Annotated in this window: 20 protein-coding genes; 8 read left to right on the forward strand and 12 right to left on the reverse strand. The window is 63.8% G+C overall.

Annotation, left to right across the window (positions count from 1 at the left end):
- The first annotated feature begins 5 nt into the window (after positions 1–5).
- Genes RLO07_RS02180 through RLO07_RS02195 form a run of 4 tightly spaced genes read left to right on the forward strand, consistent with a single transcriptional unit; the run spans position 6 to position 3748 of the window.
- The gene (locus RLO07_RS02180; protein WP_462290494.1) at positions 6–1004 is read left to right on the forward strand and encodes a VWA domain-containing protein; all 999 of its coding nucleotides are present in this window, start codon (positions 6–8) and stop codon (positions 1002–1004) included.
- Complete coding sequence (locus RLO07_RS02185; RefSeq protein WP_462290495.1) at positions 976–1644, forward strand: hypothetical protein; 669 nt, start codon at positions 976–978, stop codon at positions 1642–1644. The genes RLO07_RS02180 and RLO07_RS02185 overlap by 29 nt, the downstream gene beginning before the upstream one ends.
- Entirely contained in the window at positions 1641–2318 is a 678-nt protein-coding gene (locus RLO07_RS02190; RefSeq protein WP_462290496.1) for a hypothetical protein, read from the forward strand. Before RLO07_RS02185 ends, RLO07_RS02190 begins: the two co-directional genes overlap by 4 nt.
- Positions 2315–3748 (forward strand): M48 family metalloprotease, encoded by a 1434-nt coding sequence (locus RLO07_RS02195; protein WP_462290497.1) that lies wholly within the window; start codon positions 2315–2317, stop codon positions 3746–3748. Before RLO07_RS02190 ends, RLO07_RS02195 begins: the two co-directional genes overlap by 4 nt.
- A gap of 515 nt (positions 3749–4263) precedes the next feature.
- Here RLO07_RS02195 and RLO07_RS02200 read toward each other — a convergent pair.
- The 4 genes from RLO07_RS02200 to RLO07_RS02215 all read right to left on the reverse strand — a co-directional run bounded on the left by RLO07_RS02200 (position 4264) and on the right by RLO07_RS02215 (position 7470).
- Positions 4264–4914, reverse strand: coding sequence for an MBL fold metallo-hydrolase (locus tag RLO07_RS02200; RefSeq protein WP_462290498.1), 651 nt, complete (start codon positions 4912–4914; stop codon positions 4264–4266).
- A 3-nt stretch (positions 4915–4917) separates the two neighbouring features.
- On the reverse strand, positions 4918–6204 hold the full coding sequence (locus RLO07_RS02205; protein ID WP_462290499.1) for a dicarboxylate/amino acid:cation symporter: 1287 nt from the start codon (positions 6202–6204) through the stop codon (positions 4918–4920).
- A gap of 9 nt (positions 6205–6213) precedes the next feature.
- Positions 6214–6339: a hypothetical protein gene (locus RLO07_RS02210; protein ID WP_462290500.1), complete on the reverse strand. Its 126-nt coding sequence runs from the start codon at positions 6337–6339 to the stop codon at positions 6214–6216.
- Positions 6340–6630: 291 nt separating this feature from the next.
- Positions 6631–7470, reverse strand: coding sequence for a pirin family protein (locus RLO07_RS02215; RefSeq protein ID WP_462290501.1), 840 nt, complete (start codon positions 7468–7470; stop codon positions 6631–6633).
- Between the two features lie 104 nt (positions 7471–7574).
- On the opposite strand from RLO07_RS02215, the gene RLO07_RS02220 reads away from it, so the two are divergent.
- A complete protein-coding gene (locus RLO07_RS02220) occupies positions 7575–8453 on the forward strand; it encodes a LysR family transcriptional regulator (protein ID WP_462290502.1) in 879 nt (292 codons plus the stop codon).
- A 98-nt stretch (positions 8454–8551) separates the two neighbouring features.
- On the forward strand, positions 8552–9523 hold the full coding sequence (locus RLO07_RS02225; protein WP_462290503.1) for a glutathione S-transferase family protein: 972 nt from the start codon (positions 8552–8554) through the stop codon (positions 9521–9523).
- 104 nt (positions 9524–9627) lie between these two features.
- Here RLO07_RS02225 and RLO07_RS02230 read toward each other — a convergent pair whose 3' ends face one another.
- The gene (locus RLO07_RS02230) at positions 9628–10125 is read right to left on the reverse strand and encodes a SixA phosphatase family protein (protein ID WP_462290504.1); all 498 of its coding nucleotides are present in this window, start codon (positions 10123–10125) and stop codon (positions 9628–9630) included.
- Between the two features lie 152 nt (positions 10126–10277).
- Between RLO07_RS02230 and RLO07_RS02235 the strand changes: the two genes are divergently transcribed.
- Entirely contained in the window at positions 10278–12614 is a 2337-nt protein-coding gene (locus RLO07_RS02235; protein WP_462290505.1) for a Tex family protein, read from the forward strand.
- Positions 12615–12679: 65 nt separating this feature from the next.
- On the opposite strand, the gene RLO07_RS02240 is transcribed toward RLO07_RS02235, so the two are convergent.
- The 4 genes from RLO07_RS02240 to RLO07_RS02255 form a co-directional block, all read right to left on the reverse strand.
- Positions 12680–14494 carry a hypothetical protein gene (locus tag RLO07_RS02240; RefSeq protein ID WP_462290506.1) on the reverse strand — a complete coding sequence of 605 codons (1815 nt, stop codon included), beginning with the start codon at positions 14492–14494 and terminating at the stop codon, positions 12680–12682.
- 34 nt (positions 14495–14528) lie between these two features.
- Entirely contained in the window at positions 14529–15809 is a 1281-nt protein-coding gene (locus tag RLO07_RS02245) for a putative bifunctional diguanylate cyclase/phosphodiesterase (protein ID WP_462290507.1), read from the reverse strand.
- Positions 15810–15834: 25 nt separating this feature from the next.
- Positions 15835–17067: an HD-GYP domain-containing protein gene (locus RLO07_RS02250; RefSeq protein WP_462290508.1), complete on the reverse strand. Its 1233-nt coding sequence runs from the start codon at positions 17065–17067 to the stop codon at positions 15835–15837.
- A gap of 93 nt (positions 17068–17160) precedes the next feature.
- Positions 17161–18123 (reverse strand): hypothetical protein, encoded by a 963-nt coding sequence (locus RLO07_RS02255; protein ID WP_462290509.1) that lies wholly within the window; start codon positions 18121–18123, stop codon positions 17161–17163.
- Between the two features lie 67 nt (positions 18124–18190).
- On the opposite strand from RLO07_RS02255, the gene RLO07_RS02260 reads away from it, so the two are divergent.
- The gene (locus RLO07_RS02260; protein ID WP_462290510.1) at positions 18191–20299 is read left to right on the forward strand and encodes a PQQ-dependent dehydrogenase, methanol/ethanol family; all 2109 of its coding nucleotides are present in this window, start codon (positions 18191–18193) and stop codon (positions 20297–20299) included.
- Positions 20300–20303: 4 nt separating this feature from the next.
- Here RLO07_RS02260 and RLO07_RS02265 read toward each other — a convergent pair whose 3' ends face one another.
- The 3 genes from RLO07_RS02265 to RLO07_RS02275 form a co-directional block, all read right to left on the reverse strand.
- Complete coding sequence (locus RLO07_RS02265; RefSeq protein ID WP_462290511.1) at positions 20304–23807, reverse strand: putative bifunctional diguanylate cyclase/phosphodiesterase; 3504 nt, start codon at positions 23805–23807, stop codon at positions 20304–20306.
- Between the two features lie 60 nt (positions 23808–23867).
- Positions 23868–24290, reverse strand: a complete 423-nt coding sequence (gene arfB / locus RLO07_RS02270; protein ID WP_462290512.1) for an alternative ribosome rescue aminoacyl-tRNA hydrolase ArfB — start codon at positions 24288–24290, stop codon at positions 23868–23870.
- 81 nt (positions 24291–24371) lie between these two features.
- A complete protein-coding gene (locus RLO07_RS02275; RefSeq protein WP_462290513.1) occupies positions 24372–24686 on the reverse strand; it encodes a circadian clock KaiB family protein in 315 nt (104 codons plus the stop codon).
- Between the last annotated feature and the right edge of the window lies 1 nt (position 24687).

Here is a 24687-nt window from a genome sequence, read left to right on the forward strand (position 1 = left end):
TGCTGATGCGCACGCGCCGCCGCGGAATTGAAGAGTTTTCCCTGTCCTTCCTGGACGTGATCTGCTGTGGCTTCGGCGCGATCATCCTGCTGCTGATGATCACCAAGACCGTGCAACCGCAGATCATCGAGGCCTCGACCGTCAACCTGCAGGGCAAGGTAGCGGACCTGCAGGCCCAGGTGTTCGAGATTCGCGGCGAAGCCCGCATTCTCAATCGCGACCTCAACGCACGCCGGGAGCAGCTCTCCGAGCACACCGAGCGCATCGCCATCCTGCAGGCGCAGTTGGCCGCCACCCGCTCCCGCCACGACAGTCTACAGGTCAGCAGCAACACCAACGACATTGTCTCCGAACAGCTGGCGCTGGCACGGCAGTCGCTCACCGAGGAACAGAAACGCCTGCAGGCGCGGCAGCAACAGGTCAACAACAACTATATCGGTGGCATTCCGGTCGACAGCGAGTACATTATCTTTGTGATCGACACGTCCGGCTCCATGTTCTATTACGCCTGGGAGCGCGTTCTGCGGGAACTTGAGTCGGTCCTGAGCATCTACCCTGAGGTAAAGGGTATTCAGGTGATGAACGACATGGGCGATTACATGTTCAGCCGCTATCGGGGCCAGTGGATTCCGGACACCCCGGCACGCCGCAGTGCCATCATCCAGAATCTGCGCAACTGGAACGTGTTCAGCAATTCCAGCCCGGTGGAGGGTATTACCCAGGCGATCCGGACCTTCTACGACGGCCAGAAGCGAATCAGTATCTACGTCTTCGGCGACGACTTCACCGGCGGCTCCATCAGCCAGGTACTGGGCGTTGTCGACCGCCTGAACCGGGACAGCGGCGACCAGCGCCTGATACGGATCCACGCGGTCGGCTTTCCCGTACTTTATTCGCAGGCTCCCGCCCAACAGAATACCGCGCACCGCTTCGCGGCCCTGATGAGAGAAATGACCTATCGCAATGGAGGCACCTTTGTCGGGCTCAATGACTACCGGCCCTGAGCGCTGGCTGGCCCCCATCCTGCTGGCCCTGGCGCTGGCCGCCTGCGGCACCAAGCAGGTCATGGTGCAGAGCGAGTTCCCGTCACCGGTAATGAACAAATTGCCGCTGACCATCGGCGTCTGGTACGACGACGAGTTCGCCAATCACGAGTTCTTCGACGAGGCCAGCGGTCGCGCCGAATCCAGCTGGCTGGTCAATACCGGCCAGGCCCAGGTGGAGCTGTGGGACACTCTGCTCAAGGGCATGTTCCGCAAGGTAGTCTACATGAATGGCAAGCCGGGGCCAGGGCAGATGAATCCGGTGGTGGATGCGGTGCTGCTGCCTGAGGTGGACGAGCTGCAGTACGCCATCCCCGCCCATACCAATGTCAAGGTCTACGAGATCTGGATGCGCTACCGGCTGCAACTGGTCACTACCGGCGGCGAGCCCATCGCCGACTGGACCATGCCCGCCTATGGCAAGACCCCGACCGCATTCATGCAGAGCGATGAAGGCGCGGTACGACTGGCCGCCATTGTCGCCCTGCGGGATGCCGGCGCCCACTTCGCCAGCAGCTTTACCCGTGTGCCGGCTGTGGCGCAGTGGCTGGACAGCCTGCCCCGCGCCGGGGAACCCGCCAGACAGGGGGCGCAGCCATGAATCTGCGAGGTCTCGCCATCGGCGCCTGCCTGCTGCCCTGGCTGGCGGGCTGCGTCAACTCCACAGTGGACCAGATGGTGTTCAACACACCCGGCGCCGAGGGCATCGGCGATGCCTCGGTAGTGATCCTCGGGCGTCGCCATGCCAGTGACTATGAAACCGAACCAGACTTCATCCGCTGCGTCGGCAATCATGTCTCGTCGCGGGACGAGTCCATCAGCGTGATTGGCGAACTGGAGTTCCTCAACGCGCTGTACCCGTGGTTTGAACCGCGCACCGCACCCCTGCGGCCGGCCGACCTGGAACGGCTGCTGGAGCACGATGACGTGGCACGCACCTTCGCTAACCTGCAAACCCAGTACATGATCTGGATCGACGGCAGCACCGTGCGCAATGACTCCGCCGGCTCCATGACCTGCGGAATCGGTCCGGGGGGCGCCGGCTGCTTTGGCTTTGGGACATGGTCCAACGACGCCAACTATGAAGCCACCATCTGGGATTTCAGCAACCGCGCTGAAGTCGGACGCATCAGCACCACTGCCAGCGGCCAGTCCTACATGCCGGCAGTAGTGGTACCCATCCCGATCATCGCCCCGGTGCAGGGAACGGCCTGCGACAGCATCGGCGACCAGCTGCTGGAATTCCTCTCCCCGAACTACCCGGAGACACCATGAGCCACGTCCTCGTCCTGCCCTTTGCCCTCGTCTCTGCCCTGCTGCTTTCTGGCCTGGGCGGCTGTGCCAGCAATCCCGCCACCGGCGGTGCCAGCGTGGTGGTCATGAGCCAGGGCAAGGAGGCGAGGATTGGCGAGGAGATGCACCAGGAGATTCTCAGGGAGGGTGCCATTTACGATGACGCCGAGTTGCAGGCCTATGTCACCCGGGTCGGCCAGCGCCTGGCCGCGGTAGCCGACCGCCCCGACATGAACTTCACTTTTACCGTGATCGACAGCCCCGACATCAATGCTTTTGCCACGCCCGGTGGTTACGTCTATATCAACCGCGGCCTGCTCGCCTATCTGGGCTCGGAAGCCGAATTGGCCGGCGTGCTGGGACACGAACTCGCCCACGTCACCGCCCGCCATGCCGCGCGCCAGCGCGCCGGCTCCATCACCACCTCGGTTCTCGCAGTTACCGCGGGCGTGCTGACCGGCAGCCGCGACATCATGGACTCCGCCGGCATGTACGGCACCGAGCTGGTGCGGGGCTATGGCCGCGAGCATGAACTGGAAGCCGACGGCCTCGGGGCCCGGTACATGCACCTGGCCGGCTATGAACCGGACGCGCTGCTGCGGGTGATCGGCGTGCTCAAGGACCAGGAACAGTTTGCGCGCCTCAATGCCCGCGCCGCCGGCAAGCCCGCGGGCACCTACCACGGCCTCTACGCCACCCACCCGCGCAATGACCAGCGGCTACAGACCGTGATCCGCGCCGCCAACGAGTTGGACCGCGGCCAGGTACTGGAGGATCCCGCCCTGCCCGGTGAATTCCAGCGCCGTACCGATGGCCTGCCCTGGGGTCCCAGGATCCAGCGCGAGGACGACCGCTATTATCACAACAAGCTTGGCTTCAGCTTCGCCCATCCCCCCGGCTGGCAGGTCCAGAGCAGCAGCTCGGCAATCGTCGCCAGCGCCCCGGACGGCAGTGCCCGCATGACCCTGACCCTGAAGCGACCCGATCCGGGCCAGACCACGGAACAGGCGCTGACGGCGGCGGCTGCCGGCAACCTCAGTGACGGCACAGCGCTGGAGCAGGCGGGACTGGAGGGCTATACCGCCATCGCCCGCAGTGGCGACGAGGCGCGCCGTGTGGCAGTCATCAACCACAACTGGCAGTACCTGTTCGAGGGCAAGGCGGACGACTTCAGCGCCGCTGACAGCGCGCTGCTGGCGCTGATCGAAAGCTTCCGCCCGTTGCATCCGCAGGAGCGGCAGGCGGGCGAGCAGCGCCATGTCCGCTACATCCAGGTACCCCGCGGTGCCACCTTCGCCAGCCTCGCCGCCAGCATCCAGATCCCCGAGGCCGAGGCCCGGCTGCGGCTCCTCAACGGCTTCTACCCACGCGGCGAACCGCGGACTGGGGACTGGATCAAGATCATTCAGTGATCACAGGAGAGCAACACCCGGTGTCGAAACGAGGGCGCTCTGGCAGGGATGGACGCCGCCGCGTCTGGTCCCGCGTGGGACACGCCGTGAATACATCCCTGTAGGCTCGGTGACGGCATCCATGCCGTCAACGGTCCCACGCGGGACCAGACGCACCGCCGTCCTCACGCGCTCGAAGATTGGCACCTTGTTAGCTGGGAAACACCGCTATGCGGGGCGAAGCTGTGCCTGCGAGCGTAGTTCCTGACATGGCACACGGCAACTTGGCGAGGCTGCTCCGCCAGACGGACGCACGCACGCAGGATCAGTGCGCGAAGCAGGATTGACCGGGGCCGTGGGAAGTGAATTGCAAGGGGATTCATCGCAAAGCAGGAGCCATGTGGGGCGAACCTGTGCCGGGACCGTTGAGCGCATGGATGCGCGATACGAGCCTACAGGGACGTATTCACGGCGTGTCCCGGCACAGGTTCGGCGCGCATGGTGACGGGCTACGAAGCCGCCAATACCACGAAGCTTTACCCGTACCGCGCATCCGCCACAAACGGATTGGTCCGCCGCTCCTGGCCGAAGGTGGAGGTGGGCCCGTGGCCCGGCACGAAGGTGATGTCATCGCCCAGCGGAAACAGGCGCTCGCGGATACTGCTGAGGAGTTGGGCGTGGTCGCCGCGGGGAAAATCGGTGCGCCCGATGGAGCCCTGGAACAGCACATCGCCGACCCAGGCGACACGCTGCTCTGCGTGCAGGAACACCACATGGCCGGGGGTATGTCCGGGGCAGTGGAATACCTGCAGGGTCTGTTCACCAACGGTGACCGTATCACCCTGCTCCAGCCAGCGGTCCGGCACGAAGGCGTCGGCGTGGGGGAACCCGGCCATCTGGCACCACTCGGGCAGCCTGGCGATCCAGAAGTCATCGGCTTTCTGCGGCCCCTCGATCTTCACCCCCAGCTGTTGCCGGAGCACATCGGCGGCGGCACAGTGGTCCATGTGGCCGTGGGTCAGCAGGATCTTCTCGATCACCACGTCCATCTTGCGCACCGCCTCCAGTATCTGCTCAATATCGCCACCGGGATCGACTACGGCGCCGCGGCCGCTGGCCAGGCACTTGATGATGGAGCAGTTCTGCTGGTAGGCCGTGACCGGCACGATGGTCACCTGAATGGACATGCGCTATTCCCGATTGGATTCCAGATCAGCCCGCGGGTCGTTGAAGACGGCCTCATCGAGCTGATTTTCACTTTTGCCGACAATGACGGCGACGGTGGCGTCACCGGTGACATTGACCATGGTGCGCACCATGTCCAGCAACCGGTCGACGCCGATGATGAGTGCCACACCCTCGACCGGCAGGCCAGCCTGCTCCAGCACCAGCGCCAGGGTGACCAGGCCGACCCCGGGGACACCCGCGGTGCCAATGGAGGCCAGGGTGGCCGTCAGGATAACCGTGAGGTAGGCAACCATGGACAGCTCCACCCCGTAGACCTGGGCAATGAACACGGTGGCCACGCCCTGCATGATCGCCGTGCCGTCCATATTGATGGTGGCGCCCAGCGGCACGGTGAAGCCCCCGACCGTGTTGTGCACCCCCAGGCGATGCTCGACCGTGCGCATGGTGACCGGCAATGTGGCGCCGGAGGATGCGGTGCTGAAGGCAAAGGCCCAGACCGGACGCATTTTGGTCAACATCACGCGCGGTGACATTCCCGAGAACAGCTTCAGCAGCAGGCTGTAATTGACCAGACCGTGGAACAGCAGTACGCCCAGGACGGTAAAAAAGTACGCGGCCAGATCCATGATTGCGCCGATGCCCATTTCCGCAAACAGTTTCGCCAGCAGGGCAAACACCCCGTAGGGCGCGAAGCTCATCAGGATGAGCACCATCTTCATGATCACCGCTTCGGTGTCGCTGAAGAAACTGGCTATCCGGCGCCCGGATTCCCCGGCGTGGGAGATGGCGTAGCCGAACAACAGGGCGAACACGATGATCTGCAGCATGTTGCCTTCCGCCATCGCCTGGATCGGGTTGGAGGGCACGATACCCACCAACACGTCCACCAGCGGCGGCGCCTTGGCGGCGACAAAATCGGCCTCCCCCGCCAACTCCACCCCCGACCCCGGGCTGATGGCCACAGCCACCAGCAGGGCCACAGTAATCGCCAGCGCGGTCGTGGCGAGGTAGAAGCCAATGGTCTTGAGGGCGATGGGCCCCATGCGCGCACTGTCGCCCAGGGCACTGGAGCCGCAAATCAGCGACACCAGTACCAGCGGCACCACCAGCAACTTGAGCGAGGCGATAAAGATGCGGCCGATGACATCCAGGATCCCGTTGACCAGCCAGTCATTGACCACCATGCGATAGCTGTCCGCGAGCGCGGCACCACCGAGCATGACATTGAGCAGGGACCCGAGGAGAATACCCGCGACCATGCCGATGAGAATGCGATTGGTCAGGCTCATGATGCACTCTCAATCATCGGCACAGGCTCCAGGCAGGTAGCCGACCACGCTGTCGTCGGCGCAGGCGTTGCAGGGCGAGGAATACATGCTGACGCCTCCGTCCCCAAGTCGGGCGCAGACCGGATTGTATTCCATGGTGCAGACCTGGGGCCGCGGCGAAGAGCACTGTAGCATTGGACTCTCCACGGGCGCAGGCTCGGGCGGCGGTGGTGGCGCGGATGGCTGGCTGGCACCGCAGCCTGTCAGCATTAACACCAGGATGACGGCCAATGTTCGCCGCATCGCGCAGTTCTCCCCCAGACAAAAGCGCTAGCCTAACACTGCCGGCCGGCAAACGCAGCTGCGGCAGCCGTTGCTGCGGCAGCCGTTGCTGCGGCAGTCGATGCTGCGGCAGCCGTTGCTGCGGCGATCGGGGACTCCCGGCTGTCAGCCGAACAGCCCGCTCTGGTAATCCCTGATAGCCTGCTCAATCTCCGCCGCGGTGTTCAGGACAAAGGGCCCATACTGCGCCACGGGCTCCCGCAGGGGCTCACCGCGCAACAACAGCAGGGATGCACCCGTTGTCCCCGGCTGCAAAGTCCAGCGCTCGCCACTGCTGGTAACCAGCAGATGACACTCGCCCAGTGACCTGTCCGCATGCCTCAGAGCACCCTCGTAGATATAGGCGAGCAGGGTTTCAGTGGCCGGCAGCTCCAGGCTGATCTCGGCTCCCGCCTGCAAATGCAGGTCCAGCACACCGGCCCGGGGCGCCAGCTCGTGCAGCGGCCCCGTTACCGTACCTCCTGCAAGCTGCCACTCGCCAGCGATCGCCAGCGCCCGGAACCCGCGCCCGTCCAGTGCGGTGAGTGCGCTTGCGGGAATATCCCGGTAACGGGGCTCGCCCATTTTCTCCGCCGCCGGCAGGTTGATCCACAGCTGGAAGCCGTGCAGACCCCGGGTGTCCCGGGTCGGCATCTCCGAGTGAATGATGCCGCGTCCAGCCGACATCCACTGCACCCCGCCACCGCGGATTTCGCCACGGTTGCCGCGACTGTCCTCATGAATGATGCCGCCGTGCTTCATGTAGGTCAGGGTTTGCATGCCCCGGTGCGGGTGTGACGGGAACCCGCCACCGAGGTCTTCGCGGCGCTCGGCACGCAACTCATCCAGCATCAGGATGGGGTCCATGGCCGCGTGTTGCATGCCGGCGACACGCTGGATGGCGACCCCGTCGCCATCGCGGCTGGGGTGGGCGCGGCGGACTTCCTGGATGGTACGGTCGGACATGATCAACTCTCCCTGGTGAATGCTGAGAGTACTCTCGTATTTTTGGGACATAAATCGCATAATTTCGCCAAATTCTTTCGACTTTATAGAACCTTGGTGAACCCATGAATCGTACAACCCTGGAACAGTGGCGCATGCTGCAGGCGGTGGTCGAACACGGCGGTTTTGCCCAGGCCGCAGCGGCTATCCACAAAAGCCAGTCGACCATCAATCATGCCGTGCACAAGCTGCAGGACCAACTCGGCCTGCCTCTGCTGGAGGTCGTGGGACGCAAGGCGCGGCTGACCGAAGCCGGCGCGCTGATGCTGCGGCGGGCCAATCAACTGCTGGCCCAGGCGACGCAACTGGAGGATATAGCCGGCAGCCTGTCCAAGGGCACCGAGGCGGAAATCAGCCTGGCCGTGGATGAACTCTACCCCTGCCAGCAACTGGCAGCCGTACTGCAAACCTTCTCCGAAGCCTACCCCAATACCCGGGTGGAGCTGTTTGAGACCGTGCTCTCCGGGGGCGCAGAGTTGCTGCACGCGGCCGCAGTCGACCTGCTGGTGGCGGCGGAAGTCCCGGGCGGATTCCTCGGCGATCCAGTCCTGCGCACCGAGTTTGTCGCCGTCGCCGCCAGCGGCCATTCGCTGCACCAGCTCGGGCGCCCGCTCACTCTGCAGGACCTGCAGCGGGAGCGTCAGATCGTGATTCGTGACTCGGCGCTGGGCCGACGCGCAGACGCCGGCTGGCTGGGGGCGGAGCAGCGCTGGACGGTAAGTCATGTTGCAACCTCGGTAGAAATGGTGAGCCGCGGCCTGGGTTTCGCCTGGCTGCCACTGTCCCGGGTAAGCGCCGGCCTCGCCAGCGGCAACCTGCGGGAACTGAAACTGGAGCAGGGCGCGCGGCGCCACGCGACGCTCTACCTGACCTTTGCGGACCGCGACCGGGCCGGCCCTGCCACCTGCCACCTGGCCGGGCTGTTTGGGCAGGCCCAGCGTTAGTTTCGAATTTATCGAATCGTACTTGCGTATTATTGCGATTTAATTTCTTCCTGGTCGAACACAAAATAACGATTTGTCACGCAAAGAGGAAATCGACCATGGGAATGCTGATCGACGGCAACTGGGAGGACGTCTGGTACGACACGGACAGCAACGAGGGTCGCTTCGTCCGCGAGAGCGCCCGCTTTCGCCACTGGGTCACTGCTGACGGCAGCGCCGGACCCAGCGGTGACAGTGGCTTTGCCGCCGAGAGCGGGCGCTATCACCTGTATGTCTCTCTCGCCTGCCCCTGGGCACATCGAACCCTCATCGTGCGCAGCCTGAAAGGTCTGGATGAGCTGATTGACGTATCAGTGGTCAGCCCGCTGATGCTGGAGCAAGGCTGGACCTACAACAAGGCGGAAGGCAGCACAGGCGACCGCGTCCACGGCCACCAGTTTCACCATCAGATCTATACCCGTGTGGATCCGGACTACACCGGCAGAGTGACCGTGCCCGTGCTCTGGGACCGGCAGCGGGACACTGTCGTCAGCAACGAATCCGCCGACATCATCCGCATGCTCAACAGCGCATTCGACGACCTCACCGGCAACACCCTGAACCTGTACCCCGGGACACTGCAGCAGGATATCGAGCGCTGGAATGAACGGATCTACCCCGCGGTCAACAACGGCGTCTACCGGGCCGGTTTTGCGACCACCCAGGACGCCTACGAGGAAGCCTATCGCGAGCTTTTTGCTGAACTGGACCACATCGATTCGCATCTGGGCGGCCAACGCTATCTCGCCGGCGACAACCTGACCGAGGCGGATGTGCGCCTGTTCACTACCCTGATCCGCTTCGATGCCGTCTATCACGGGCATTTCAAGTGCAACCGCCAGCGCCTTGAAGACTACCACCACATTCCCGGTTACATCCGCGACATCTACCAATTGCCCGGTATCGCCGACACGGTGGACTTCCAGCACATCAAGACCCACTACTATGCATCCCACCGCAACATCAACCCCAGCGGTATCGTGCCCGCCGGGCCAGCCATCGACTACACCAGCGCCCACCGGCGCGCCTAGCCGGGGGCGCCTAGTCGGGGTCCCGGCCGGGGACACAACCGGCCGCACCTGGCCGGCCGCACCTGGCCGGCCGCACCTGGCCGGCCGCACCTAGCCGGCCGCACCTACCCAAGGTCGCGGGGAAACAGCTCCAGCAGCACCTCCCCATCGCAGTCGCGCAGCTCACGCCAGTGGTCGGTGGCCAGGTGCAGCTGGACGTAACCTGCCGTCGGCAGGTTCACCAGCCCGGCCTTCGGCGCCAGCCAGTTGACCAGATCGGTCAGCCCGGGGTTGTGACCGATCAGAAACAGCGATGCCTCGCTGTCCGGCTGACTCTCCAGCCATGCCAGCAGGTCGCCCACGGAGAAGGTGTACAGGGCCTCTTCCGTGCGGTGGGAGAGACCGGCAACAGCTGGCCAGCCCGAACAGACACCGGCCAGGGTCAGCTGCGCCCTGCGCGCGGGACTGACGGCGATCACCTGAGGCCGCAGGCGTTGTGCCAGGGCAGCGCCCATAAGGGGCGCATCCCTTTCACCGCGGGCATTGAGACCACGATCGCGGTCGTCGACTCCGGGTCCACTCCAGTCCGATTTGGCGTGGCGCAACAGGTGCAGGGTCTTCATGAACAATTCTCCCGGTTGCCTGCCACCAGTATAGGCCAGTCCTGCGAAGCGCAAGCCACAGCCACAAATCCGCCGAAAAAACCAGATCGTTTTCCCACCGCGGCTCGCGCATAATGCCCTTCCCGCAACATCTCCGGATACCCAGAACCAGCATGACCAAAACAGTCTCACAGCGCATTGCCGAAGAACTTGCCGTCAGGGAAAGCCAGATCAGCGCCGCCATCGGCCTGCTCGACGAGGGCGCCACCGTGCCCTTCATTTCCCGCTACCGCAAGGAGGTGACCGGCGGCCTGGATGATACCCAGATGCGCCATCTGGATGAACGCCTGCGCTACCTGCGGGAACTCGACGAACGCCGTGGCGCAATCATCAAGTCGATCACCGAGCAGGACAAGATGACCCCGGAGCTGGAGCAGGCGCTGTTGGCGGCCGACACCAAGAACCGGCTGGAGGATCTTTATCTGCCCTACAAGCCCAAACGCCGTACCAAGGCCCAAATCGCCCGCGAGGCCGGCCTGGAGCCACTGGCAGATGCGCTCCTCGCCAACCCCGGACTGGACCCGGAGCAGGAAGCCGCGGCCTTTCTCAATCCCGACCAGGGCGTGGCTGACAGCAAGGCCGCCCTTGACGGGGCGCGCCAGATTCTCATGGAGCGCTTTGCCGAGGACGCCGACCTGCTGGCACAGCTGCGGGACTTCCTGCAGCAACACGCCCTGCTGGCCTCGCGCCTGGTGACCGGAAAAGAAAACGAGGGCGCCAAGTTCCGCGACTACTTCGAGCACACCGAAGCCCTGTCAGGGGTACCTTCCCACCGCGCCCTGGCCATGTTCCGCGGTCGCAACGAAGGCTTCCTGCAGCTCAACCTGGTCCTGGATGCGGAGGAAAAGCCCACCGACGCCCACCCCTGCGAAGCAATGATCGGCGACTACTGGCGGATCCGGGATCAGGGCCGGCCGGGGGACCGCTGGCTGGCGGAAACGGTGCGCTGGACCTGGCGGGTCAAGCTCCTGACCCACCTGCAGACCGACCTGTTGACCCAGCTGCGGGAACGCGCGGAGCGGGAGGCCATCGAGGTCTTTGCCAACAACCTGAAAGACCTGCTGCTGGCGGCCCCGGCGGGGGCGCGACCCACCATCGGCATGGACCCCGGCCTCCGCACCGGGGTCAAGCTGGCAGTGGTCGACGCCAACGGCAAGCTGCTGGATCACGGCGCCATTTTCCCCAACCAGCCCCAGAACCGCACCCGGGAAGCGGCCGCGGAACTGCTGCGGATGATCCGCGAACACCATGTCGAACTGATAGCCATCGGCAACGGCACCGCCAGCCGGGAGACCGACAAGTTCGTTGGCGACCTGCTGCTGCAGCAGCCGGAGCTGAAATGCCGCAAGGTGATGGTCAACGAATCGGGCGCCTCGATCTATTCAGCGTCCGAGTTTGCCGCGCGCGAGTTCCCGGACCTGGATGTCACCATCCGCGGCGCGGTCTCCATCGCCCGGCGCCTGCAGGATCCCCTGGCTGAACTGGTGAAGATCGAGCCCAAGTCCATCGGCGTCGGTCAGTACCAGCACGACGTCAGCCAGGTACAGCTGGCGCGACAGCTTGATGCGGTAGTGGAAGACTGTGTCAACGCAGTGGGCGTGGATGTGAATACCGCGTCAGTGCCCCTGCTGGCCCGGGTTTCCGGGCTGAACCAGAACCTTGCCGCCAATATCATCGCCCACCGCGACCAGGCCGGCAGCTTCGCCAGCCGCAGGGAACTGCTCAAGGTGGCACGTTTCGGCGACAAAACCTTCGAGCAGGCGGCGGGTTTCCTCCGCATCAGCAACGGCGACAACCCGCTGGACGCGTCGGCGGTACATCCGGAATCCTACCCCGTGGTGGAAGCGATCGCCGCACGCCAGCAGCGCCCCCTCGCCAGTATTATCGGCGACTCAGGGTTTCTTCGCGGCCTGCGCCCCCAGGACTACATCACCGACAGCGTGGGCTTGCCAACGGTGACCGACATCATCAGGGAACTGGACAAGCCCGGCCGGGATCCCCGGCCGGAGTTTCGCGTGGCCACTTACCAGGAAGGGGTGGAAAAGATCTCTGACCTGAAGCCGGACATGGTGCTGGAAGGGACCGTGACCAATGTCACCAACTTCGGCGCCTTTGTCGACATCGGCGTACACCAGGATGGTCTGGTGCATATCTCGGTGCTGGCGGACCGTTTTGTCAAGGACCCCCGGGACGTGGTCAAGGCAGGCGATGTGGTCCGGGTCAAGGTGATGGAAGTGGACCAGCCGCGCAAGCGCATTGCCCTGAGCATGCGCCTGAATGACAAGGCCGAGGCGAAGCCTCGCGAGCAGCGCCAGGACAGCCGCCGTGACGGCGGCAAGCCCCGGCCAGGGGGCAAAGACAGCCAGGGCCCGCGCAAGGGTGGGGACACGGCCAGGGCGCCGGCCACCGCGCTGGCAGCCGCCTTTGCCAGTGCCCGCAAGGACCGCTGATACCAAGGGCCGGGCTGCCGACGACTTCAGGGCTCTCGGCGCGGTGTGTCAGCGCCGGCGGCCCGCTAGTGGTGGCGGCAGACTTCCCTCAGTTCATCCCAGCCACGCAGGGCTGCCGCAAAGCCCCTGGCCCGCTGCCGGATCGCCGCGGCCACCGCCGCGCTGCCCATAGCCGCAGGCACCCCGGGCAGATCCGCCAGGCCGGACGACTGCTGCAGCGCAGCAACACAGGCCTGCCGGTTGCGCTCCAGATAGTGCCGCCAGTCCTCCCCGAGAGCGGACGAGTCCCGGAAACGCTCCTCCAGGGTCTGCAGGTGTGCGGCCTGCAGCCGCGCCAGCCCTGCGCGGAAACGGGCGGCAAGCCCCGCGTCCGAAAGTTCGCCGAGTTCCTCGAAACGACAACACAGCAATGCCATGCGCGTTGCCAGGCCGACACCCGGGTCCTCCGGCTGCACCTCGTCGATATAGCCCACGATCTGGTTCAAGCCCCCCCTGGGAACCGTTGGATCACCCGCGGGATTGCCTCTGCGCTCCTCCAGAGGCAGGTGCGGCACGGCCCAGTCGTACTCCAGGGTCAGCGAGTCCGGATGGAGGAAATCCAGCATGCCGCCAAACAATTGATCTTCCCCGCGCAGGGCGGGGAAGTAGGGCGGCAACAACGCCCGGTTGTCGAGTCCGGTTACCTGGGAAATCACCGGACGCACGGTGAAGGTGGGCTGCACCTGGCCCAGCCAGTTCTCGCGCAGTGACAGGGCAGCGCCAAGACCACCCGGTCGGGCCAGCATGCGCTGCAGCGAAGTCGGCTCCAGATTGACAAGCCAGCCGTTATTGCTGGTTCCCGGATCACCCAGAGAGCCGCTCTGGGTGACCAGCACCCGCGAGTCCGCATTGATGTGACCACACCAGCCAGCGCCGGCCTCTGCCAGGTGCGACTGCTCCAGGCTATCGTGCCCCAGGGTGTGCAGCGCCCGCTGCAGGCCCATGCCGAGGCAGCGGCCGTGGCCAACCAGCGGGTCGAAATCCTGCTTCACGGCAAGCTGCTGCCAGTCCCGGGCATCGCGGTAGAAATCCGCCTGCCGGCCACCGTCGTTAAAAGCCACACCTGCCTGCCGGTATGGCAGCGTATACGCTGCACACAGGACGTCGTCGTCCAGAATGATACAGCGCTCGCCCACAGTCAGCAGTAGTGCGAGGTTACGCGCGCGACCGTAAGTCGGCACCCCCGGCCAGAGTTCACGCTGCAACAGGAACCGGATCCCGGTTTCATGCCGGGGCAGCTGGGCAATGGCGTACTGGAGCAACTGTGCCTGCTCCTGCGGACCGAAATAGCGCATCGACGCTGGACTCAACAGGTTGAACCGTTCGACCGCCGCCGCGTTGGCTGTGCAGTTGGCCGCTTCGCGGGAGTCATCGATCAGTAGCAACTGCTTTTGCCGCGCCAGTTTGGCGCCGCGCAACAGTGATTCCAGCAGGCGCTCAACGGCTGCGGGGCGATCACAGGTAATGATGCAGGCCACCGTGCGATCGAGGTCGGCAGTGTCCGCCGTGGGCGCATTGACCTGCCCGCAAACCTGCGTTGCCGGCAGCAACAGACCGGCATCCCTGACCTGCTGCAGTACCCGCGTCACGTCAGCCACATTGCCACCAAGTTGGGGGAACTGCTGTACCAGATGTTGGGCGTGGTCATGCAGGGAACGGAAGGCCGTACACTGCTGCAGCGCCACAGCGACATCCGCGGTCACGCTGAGGCGGGCACCGGTGGCCCTGACCAGCAGCAGTACTGCACCGGCGACGGGCAGGCTGTCATGCGCTGCCATGGCATACAGCGGTTCGGCGGAAGTTCCGGGCGCTGTTGCACGCTCGGTCAGCGGGTCGGTCATGGCAAGGCCCCCGTGGCAAGGTCAAAAGTATTGGTCAGTTGGCCGCGATCCCGGGCCGTCCATCGCACTGCCGCAGCCAGGCCAGCAGCTCGCCCTCTGGCAGCGGCCGGGAGTACAGATACCCCTGCACGATATCGCAACCCAGGTCGCGCAGATACTCCAGGGTCTGATTGTCTTCCACTCCCTCGGCCACCACAGCGAAATCAAACAGATGAGCAATGTCGACAATAATGCCCACCAGCGCCCGATCCCTGCTGTCGCCAAGGATACGGCGAACGAATGACTGGTCAATCTTGATCTCGGTCGCCGGGATATGCTCGAAATAGGAGAGTGACGAGTAACCCGTCCCGAAATCATCGATAGACAGGCCCATGCCCAGTTCACGCAGGTGCAGCAGATTATTGAAACCCGCCTCCTTGTCCTCGATCACAGCGCCCTCGGTAACCTCCAGTGTCAGCATCGACGGCTCCACGCCCCAGATGGAGAGAGCCCCACTCAGCATGTTGGCGAGATCCGGGCTGTTCACCAGGCCGGCGGGAATGTTCACCGCCACAGGCAAGGCGACGGTATCCCGCCATTCGCGCATGGCGCGCAACGCCCGGTTCACTACCCATCGCGTCAGTTCATAGGTTTGACCGGAGGCTTCGGCCAGTTGTACCACGCGCTCAGGTGATACCGCGCCATGGCCCGGCAGGTGCCAGCGAAGCAGGGCCTCGGCGCTGCACACCCGCCCCGTTCGCAGGTCGACCTTGGGCTGGAAATGCAGGTCAAAAGCATTGTCATAGAGGGCCTCGGAAAAATGCTGCTCGAAGGCCGTGTCCTCCCGGGCGTCGTCGTCCTCGCCAATCATGGCGTCGATTTCCAGGGCATTGCCCTGCTTGACCTGCGCCAGGCTGGCCTCGGCGCGGGCCAGGGTAACCAGCGACGAGTGTTTCCCATGCAGATTGACCGCGAGGCCGATTCGCAGCTGCACCGGCAGGATCTCTTCGTCGATATACAGCGCCCCATCCAGCAGGCGCTGGACCCGGTTCATGGCAAGGGCGATGAATGCCGGCGTATTCAGCTGCGGCAGGATAAAGGCAAAGGTATGGCCGCCAATACGGAAGACGGTATCCGGCAGCTTGCTGGTAGCCAGCAGCTGCCGCCCCGCTTCCGCCAACAGCAGATCACCAATCCCGTAGCCGTGGCGGTGGTTGATCAGCCGCAGGTTGCTGAGGTCAATCAGCAGCAGCCCCAGATGGTCGCCCGCCCCGCGGGCCTGGGTAACAGATATGTCCAGCGCTGCGATGAAGCCCGCTCTATCGAGCACTACCACGGATTCAGTCACCTTGCCGGGCCGCTCACAGACGGATGCTGGTCATGTCGATGCCGTAGGCGTCAGCCTCCAGCGCCTGGATAATATCCAGTGGCCGGCCGCTGGCATCCTCGGTCTCGTGCAGCAAGTCAACGGTTCGCATGCTGGTCAGCGGCTGCTTGTCCGCATCCAGCAGGACCATGACCCTGGGGCGGAGGCGTCGGGTTCTGTACTCCGCGACCACCACCGCCACTTCACCGGATGACAGCTCCACCAGGGTACCCGCCGGGTATATTCCCACCGCCTGAATGAATTCCTCCACCAGCTCGGCCTGAAAATCCAGGTCCTTGGCGTTATAGAGCATCTTGATCGCCGTACAGGGAGAGATTGCCCGTGCGTAGGGCCGGTGGCTGGTGATGGCATCATAACAATCCACTATCGCCGCAATCCTGGCAAAAATCGGAATCTCGTCACCGCGCAGGCCCTGGGGATAGCCAGAGCCGTTGTGGCGCTCGTGGTGGTGTGTGACCATGGCAATCACATCGGTATTCATGAGTCCGGTCGCACCGATCATTTCCACGCCATGAATAACGTGGTTGCGCACCTGCTGGAGTTCCTCCGGGGTCAGCTGGCGCTCGGCACCCAACAGCTCGGGATCCACGCGCAACTTGCCGACATCGAACAACAGGCCACCTATCGCCAGCGAGCGCAGGTCGGAGCGCGGCAACCCCAGCTGACGGCCCAGGGCCACCGCCCAGACAGAGGCACCCAGGGAATGCTGGTAGGTATAGTGATCCTGCTGCTTCAGGCGCGCGAGCCAGATACAGGCGTCCGGGTTGCGGGAGATACTGTCAATCATGGGTTCAACCGAGCGCTTCACCCGCACTACATCCAGGGCAGCACCACCCGCGGCCTGCTGGAAGATCTCCTCTATGCCCGACGACAGTTCCGCGACCGCGGTTTCAGCGCGGGGGAACTCCTCTGCCCAGTCGGCGCTGTCCGTATAGGTCTTGAGTTGGCGCGTGGGAAACATCGTCTGCCTGGGAATGCGCGGCCGCTGGGTACGGACCTTGCGCCTCAGGGCATGCTCCTGCTGCGAGCTCTTTTCGGTATCGATAAAGACAAACTGGCAGAACCTGCGCAGGGTGCCAAGATCTTCTGCGGTCTCGATGCGAAACCCCTGCAGTAGAAAAGGTGTTTCCAACCACGGCCTGTCCAGGCCCGAAACATACATGCCCAGCTCAAGATCCGAGGTATTAATCTTGACTATCTCAATCATGCTATCACCAGGTCTGCGCCGTTTTGCAAGCTACCGCCAAGCATCTGTTCATGAATTTGGTTGCCGGATGATATCGCGTTCGGGAGTTCGCCGCTAATTCGCCCAGCCCAGCTCGCGCGCCTGCAGCACCAGACCGGGCGCTTCGCCAGTTTCCGCCAGCGAACGCAGCCAGGGGAGGAGGCGCGGCAGCAACGCGGGAGTGCTGTGCAGCAGGGGAACCGCGAGCAACAGACTGTCCCCCGCGCGGTTGAGGCGAATGCCGTGTTCGGGCCGGTGCGGGGTGGCGCTGATGGCCAGGGCGCTCCAGTCGGGTACTACGCCCTGCCGCAGCTGGCTGCGCAAATCAGCGATCAGCAACTGCAGCTCCGAGAACAGTTGCTGACACAAAGAGCGATACTGCGCGAGATTTCCCGCACCGCCCCCACCTGCCGGAAACTCTATTTGCAACCCACGCTGCTCGCACACGGGCCCCGAGCGGGAAAAACTCCAGCTTGGCGGTATGCCGGAAGGGCTCTCGAGAATGGGCCCGGGCGCACGCTCGACCTCGGCAGCCAACAGCTGCAGACAGTCCTCCTGCTCGCAAAAGGCTTGCAGAATGGCCTGTTCCAGCGCCTGCTGCTGGTCTCCGCGCGGATGACTGATAACCGTGCTGCGCCCTGCCACCAGAATACCCGCATGCGCAAGCAGCTCGGGCAACAGCACAACCGGGGCCCCCTGCTCGATCCGGTCGTGCAACTCCAGCAGTTGGCCAGCGTAGACTTCCACCGCCCGGGCCCAGCCGAGCAGGCGTTCGCGCTCCATGCTCTGCGCGGACTGGTTGCGTGCCAGCCCGGCTTCAGCGAGATGGACCTCCGCCATCTGCAGCAGGGCGGCGCGCGCAAAGCGACTGCGACTGGCGGGCTCGGCCCCCTCCAGGCTAGCCACCAGGCGCTGGAACCGCGACGGGTCCACGGCAGCTGCCTGACCTGGTAACAGCAGGGTGAACAGCACGAGGGCCTTAACCAGCGTGCTCAGCGCAACCGCTTTCGCGACCGCATGCGGTCCGCTGCCATGCATCAGAGTGCTTCCCCCCTGCCGCGACAATGCTCTAGACTTTAATGCTATCAATAATAAGGAACCTCCCATGTACCCCAAATTGCTCCTGCCTGCGCTACTCAGCGTCCTGCTGCTGACCGCTTGTGACCACCAAGTCGGTAGTGGCAATACCTCATCCGACACAGCAACGATGGCGCCAGCTGCCGCTGCAAGCGCAGCTGCAGATGTGGAATGGCGCCAGCACGGCGGCGATACCGCGGAAACCCGCTTCAGCACACTACAGGATATCAATAGCGGCAATGTGTCGGACCTGGGGCTGGACTGGTATTTCGATTACCCGACCCATCGCGGCATGGAAGCGACGCCACTGGTCGTCGACGGCGTCATTTATACCACAGCGTCCTGGAGCATGGTGTTTGCCCACGATGCCCGCAGCGGCGAGTTGCTCTGGTTCCACGACCCGAAGGTCCCACGTGAGTGGGCCGTGCACCTGTGCTGCGACGTGGTCAACCGGGGTGTAGCCCACGCCGACGGCAAAATCATCTCCGGCACTCTGGACGGCAGGCTGATAGCCCTTGACGCCGCCAGCGGCAAGCTGCTCTGGGAGACCCAGACCACCGATCGCAGCCGTCCCTACTCCATCACCGGAGCCCCGCGTATTGTCAAGGGACGGGCGATCATCGGCAACGGTGGCGGTGAACTCGGTGTGCGGGGCTATGTCTCCGCCTACGACCTGCACAGCGGCGAGCTCGTTTGGCGCTTCCACACCGTTCCCGGCAACCCGGAAGCCGGTTTCGAGAACGAGGCCATGGAGACCGCCGCCGCGACCTGGGGTGGCGGCCCCTGGTGGGAAATCGGTGGCGGCGGCACAGTCTGGGACTCCATGGCCTACGACCCCGAACTGGACCTGCTGTACATCGGCGTTGGCAACGGTGCTCCGTGGAATCGCCAGATCCGCAGCCCCGACGGCGGCGACAATCTGTACCTGTCCTCGATTGTGGCCCTGAAGCCCGATGATGGCAGCTATGTCTGGCACTACCAGACCACGCCAGGTGACAGCTGGGACTATACCGCCACCCAGCACATGATCCTGGCCGACATTGAGTTCGAAGGGCGCCAGCGCAAGGTGATCATGCAGGCGCCGAAGAACGGTTTCTTCTACGTTCTGGATCGGAGCGATGGGGAACTGCTGTCCGCGGAACCCTACGCCGGGGTCACCTGGGCTACCCATGTCGACATGAAAACCGGCAGGCCGGTGGAGAATACGGCGGCGCGCTACGAGGAAGGCGACACTGGCCTGCATCTGCCGGGGCCGATCGGCGGCCACAACTGGCATCCAATGAGCTATAGCCCGGACACCGGCCTGGTCTACATCCCAAAGCAGGATGTGCCCTATGTCTTCGCCGGGGATACGGAGTTCGAGTACCGGCCGGGCTACTGGAATACCGGCACCGATGCCCTGCCCGCGGCCATGCCCGATGATCCGGAGACCAAGGCCGCGATCCTGGACCTGGTCAAGGGCGCAATCGTTGCCTGGGATCCGGTGGCCGCGGAGCCCCGCTGGGAAGTCCAGCATGTGGGCCCCTGGAACGGCGGCATGCTGTCCACTGCCGGCAACCTGCTGTTCCAGGGCAACTCCGAGGGCCATTTTGTCGCTTACCGCGCTGACAGCGGCGAGGAACTGTGGCGCTTCGATGCCCAGACCGGGGTAGTCGCTGCTCCAGTCACCTATCGCCTGGACGGAGAACAGTATGTCGCCGTGGTTGCAGGCTGGGGCGGTGCCCTCGCCCTGGTGGGCGGCGAGGCCCTCAAAGCCGGACCGATTCCCAACCGGAGCCGGCTGCTGGTGTTCAGGTTGGGCGCTGACCGTCAACTGCCCGGGACCACCGTGGCAGCCGACCTGGTGTTCGACCCGCCGGAACTCACCGCCAGCAGCGAAGATATCCTCGACGGCCAGCGCAACTACCTGGCCTTCTGTGTATTCTGCCACGGTGATGGTGCGGTCAGCGGCGGCGCCACGCCTGACCTGCGCGCCATGACTGCGGAGACACATGCGCGCTGGGACAGCATTGTTCGCGGTGGCGCCCACTGGCAGAACGGCATGGTGGGGTTTGCCGGCGTACTCAGCGAGCAGCAGTCCGAAAACATTCGCCAGTACCTGATAGAGCGCGCCCAGGTCGCCAGGGACAGCCCCTGACGCCCTAACCGAACAGCTCCGGGCGCTCGCGCAGCCATACCGTCACCGCCGCCAACGGCATCGGGCGGGCAATGAGATACCCCTGGAAGACCTCACAGCCGTGGCCCTTCAGGTAGGCATACTGGGCGGAGGTCTCGACGCCCTCTGCCACCACCTGCAGACCCAGCTCCCGCGCCATGGCAATGACACCCTTGCATACTGCGGCGTCCTTGGCGTTGTCGATGACACCGCGAACAAAGCTGCCATCGATCTTGATCTTGTGCACGGGTAGCGTGCGGATGTAGCTGAGACTGGAAAACCCGGTGCCGAAGTCATCTATCACCGTGCCCACACCCAGCGCCGTCAGCGCCTCCAGGATCGCAATTGCACCATCCGTGTCCCGCATCAACACACCCTCGGTCAGTTCCAGTTCCAGATACCGCGGGCCGAGGCCGGTCTGGCGCAGGACCGAGTCGAGGATGGGCAGGAAACTCTCGCGATGGAACTGCATCGGCGACACATTTACCGCCAGCTTGCCCTGCAACAGCCCCTGCTGCAGCAGGGTTCCCGCATCCCGGCAGGCGCGCTCCAGCACCCAGCGGCTGAGCTGTATGATCTGGCCAGTTTCCTCCGCAAGGGGAATGAAAACCGACGGCGATACAGCGCCTTCACCAGGCCGGTTCCAGCGCAGCAGTGCCTCCAGCCCCTCGAGACAGCCCGAGCCGTTCAACAGTGGCTGGTAATGGACCTCCAACCGATCATTGTCCATGGCCTCCTGCAATTCGTTGCGCATGGTCAGCCGCTCGGAAAGCCGCTGATCCATATCACCGGTGAACAGTTGATAGGTATTGCGGCCCGCCTGCTTGGCCTGGTACATGGCGATGTCCGCCTGTTGCACCAGTTTTTCCGGGTCCCGCATGTCAGCAGTAATCACTGCTATTCCTATGCTTGCGGAGATGTGCAACTCCTGTCCTGCAACCCGGTGCGGGCGGGCCAGCTCAGCCAGCAGGCGCTCGGCGACCTCCTGCGCTTCATTGCCGGTTTTGAGATCCGGCAGCAGCAATACAAACTCATCGCCCCCCAGCCTTGCCAGGGTGTCACTCGGGCGCAGGGTAGCACTCAGGCGACCGGTGACGCTCACCAGCAGCTCATCGCCGACCTTGTGGCCCAGGGTGTCGTTGATCGGCTTGAATTCATCAAGATCTATGAACAGCACCGCGAGCAGGTTGCACCGCCGGCGAGCAAGGGAGAAGTCATGTTCGAGCCGATCGTTGAACAACGCGCGGTTGCCCAGGCCGGTGAGGGCATCGTGGGTCGCCTGGTAGGCGAGCCGGCTCTCCTGCTCCTTGCGCTCCGAGATATCGTTGAGGATCCCGACAAAGTGGGTCAACTCCTGGCTGGCGTCAAACACCGGAGAGAAAGACAGCTGATTCCAGAACGGAGAGCCATCGCGGCGCTGGTTGCGCAGAGTCAGGGTCAGGCTGTTGCCGGTCTCCAGGGCAAGGGTGATTGCGTTCCGATCTTCCTGACTGACATATTCACCCGTCAGGAAGACGGTACCATCGCTGCCCAGAGCGGCGTCCGCCGGATACCCAAGAACCCTGGTAAAGGCCGGATTTACATACACTACCGGATAGCCTCTGCGGCGCGCATCAACCACAATGACTGCATTGCTGCTGGCCTCAAGGCTGCGTTCGAGGACCCGCAAACGCTCCTCGTCCGCCGCTCTCTGGGTGGTATCCTTGGCGATACCAAAAACCCCCTCGACCCGGCCATCGACCACGATTGGCAACAGCGACACATCGAAGTACCTCGCCTCATCCTGGTCCTGGGGGCTGAAGGCGATGGCGAGGGCCTGCGGCCGCCCATCGAGAGCGTGGCGGAAAGCCGCCAGGGACTTCCTGCTGTCCGCTTCCGACACCGACTCCGCGGACAGCACCTCCATGAATCCACGCCCCAGCATGTCGCTTTCGGCCACTCCCAGGACGGCCTGGGTCAATGGATTGAGGCTGGCATAGGTGCCATCCGTGTTGAGCGCAAACACCGCATCCGGATTCTGCGAGAACAGGGACCGGAATCGCTGCTCACTGTTGCGAAGAGCGGCTGTCTGCTGGTTGAGCTGGTCAAGCAGGCCCCGCCCTATCACCAGGTGGTAGGTCAACAGCAGGCCAAACAAACCGCCCCCCATGGGCAACAGGCCGCTCAGCGTGTTCAGCCGAGGCGCACCGGCTGAGGCGACCAGGGTCAGTCCATCCTGTCCGGGGGGCAGGCTGATTTCCGAGCTGATGTTGATGTACTGGCTTCCAGCGGCGAAGTCGGCGCCGCCGGGGCGGGCAATCGTGGCATCACCGCGTACGATCGCGAGCGCAAACTCACCTGCATCCTGCTGCAACTCCAGATCGGCCAGAATCGTGAAATCGACCACGGTGATCAGCCGCTGTTTGGCCCCTGTACCCGGACTGACCCCCAGCAGAGCGAGCTGCGGGTGATCGGAATCCGGGAACTCCCAGGCTACCGGCTCGCCCGACTTTCGGAATTCCTCCAGCCAGGCAGCTACCAGAGGACGCTGCAGGGCATTTCCCAGCCAGCGCTGAGTACCGGTGTCGCGGGAGCGACTCCAGCTGTCGCCGCTCTCATCAAGGAACAGGAATCCACGCAGATTGGGAATATCGCGGAAATAGCTGCCAATATCCTGCTCCGCGAGGGGCCCTGAGGGCAGCTCTCCCACTGTTTCCCAGCGACCGGACATGCGCTGCATCAGCTTTGTTTGCGACTCCAGCTCATGCATTAGCGCCAGGGAGTAGTTGCCAAGTGCGGCATCCGCGGCCTGTAGCCTCTCGTCGTGTTGCACCCAGCTGCCCAGAAACCACCAGCTCATGCTGAATATTGCCCCCATCAGGGCCATCGCCACGGCATTGCGCCGCAGACGCACAACCGGGCGCAGTGGATAATTGGCGATCACCAGCGTGCCGCTGGCAAGCACCACGCAAAAAAGCGCACCCAGGGGCATGAACTGGGAGCTCGCGAGTGCCACCCAACGCCTCGCAGGATCCAGGTACGCCGCCGCCAGGGCTGCCCCAGTCAGCAGGGCGAAAATGGCGGTTATATTCCACAACAATCTCTGCCGAGGAGTGTGCATTCCCGCCAGGCAACTTATTGCCACCATCATTATCATCGCCGAGGGCACACTGGGCAGGCGGGCATGCCCCGTCAGCAGCGATTGATTGTCCGTGGCATCCAGCAGGTTGTGGCCAAGATTGTAACCTGCGAACAGCAACATCATGCCCCCGGCAATCTGCCGACCGCGGCGACTGTCGAGCATTGCGGCGGTCATGCAGGCTCCGGTGAGGGAGATGGCGATGGTGCCTTCGAAGCGCAGCGTCAGCCAGGGTGGTATCTCGAAATGGGAGAACAACTCCAGGACCAGCCCGCCCAGGCCCATCAGCAGGCTGCAGATAAGCAGGATAACCACTGCCGCCTGCAGGGAGAGATCGCGGCTGTCACCTGGCGCTATAGCTGGCTGCCCCATCCCGCGCTCTGCTCCCGGGTTTGTCCGCACCATCAGCACCGCGGCGCGACGTGACTCATGTTAAAGCTGGTTGCCCCTGGGCTGGCGCCTGTGTGCCTTGACGCTGCTGCGCCGTGTCTTGTCTTCCAGGCGCCGGCGCCTGGAAGCCAGCGTCGGCCGCGTTGCACGCCTCTGCTTGCGCGGCCGGCAGCACGCATTGATCAGCTCCGCCAGCCGGCGCAGTGCATCTTCCCGATTCTTGACCTGGCTGCGAAATCTTTGCGCCTTGATGGTGATCACGCCTTCGGCGGAAATACGACTGTCCCGACGCGCCAGTATCGCCGCAATGCACTCTGGCGGCAACGACGATGCAGAGGAATCAAAACGCAGGTGAATCGCAGTAGATACCTTGTTGACATTCTGTCCGCCACTGCCCTGGGCGCGAATCGCCGACAGTTCGATTTGCTCCAGTGGAACAGACAGATTGGGGGAAATTTCAAGCATGGATCATATTACCACAAGCGAGTGTGTGTGCCGTGGGATCTCCCTCTTTACACAAAGGCCCAAAAAACCGAAAACTCCAGATCACGCCCGGTCACTTTCTGGCGCAATAATCCGGATGACTTTCCGGGCATCGCTCAAATCACCAACGAACCGAAGATTCTGCTTCGCCGACGACACAATCAGTGTGGGAGTAGAGAAGATTCCCAGTTCAAGCGCCACCGCAGGATTCTGCGTCACATCGATTATCTCCTGGATTACCTCGATTTCCTGCGGCAACAGGGCGACCAGGTTATCCAGGTTGGCGACAGCCTGCCGGGTAAAACCGCCGTCTCCCGCCACATAAAACTTAAGGATCACGGGGGGCGGTCGGTTCTGCCGGTCCTCTGTTTCCGCCACC

The sequence above is a fragment of the Haliea sp. genome (genome assembly GCF_040221975.1).
Classification (GTDB): Bacteria; Pseudomonadota; Gammaproteobacteria; order Pseudomonadales; family Halieaceae; genus Haliea.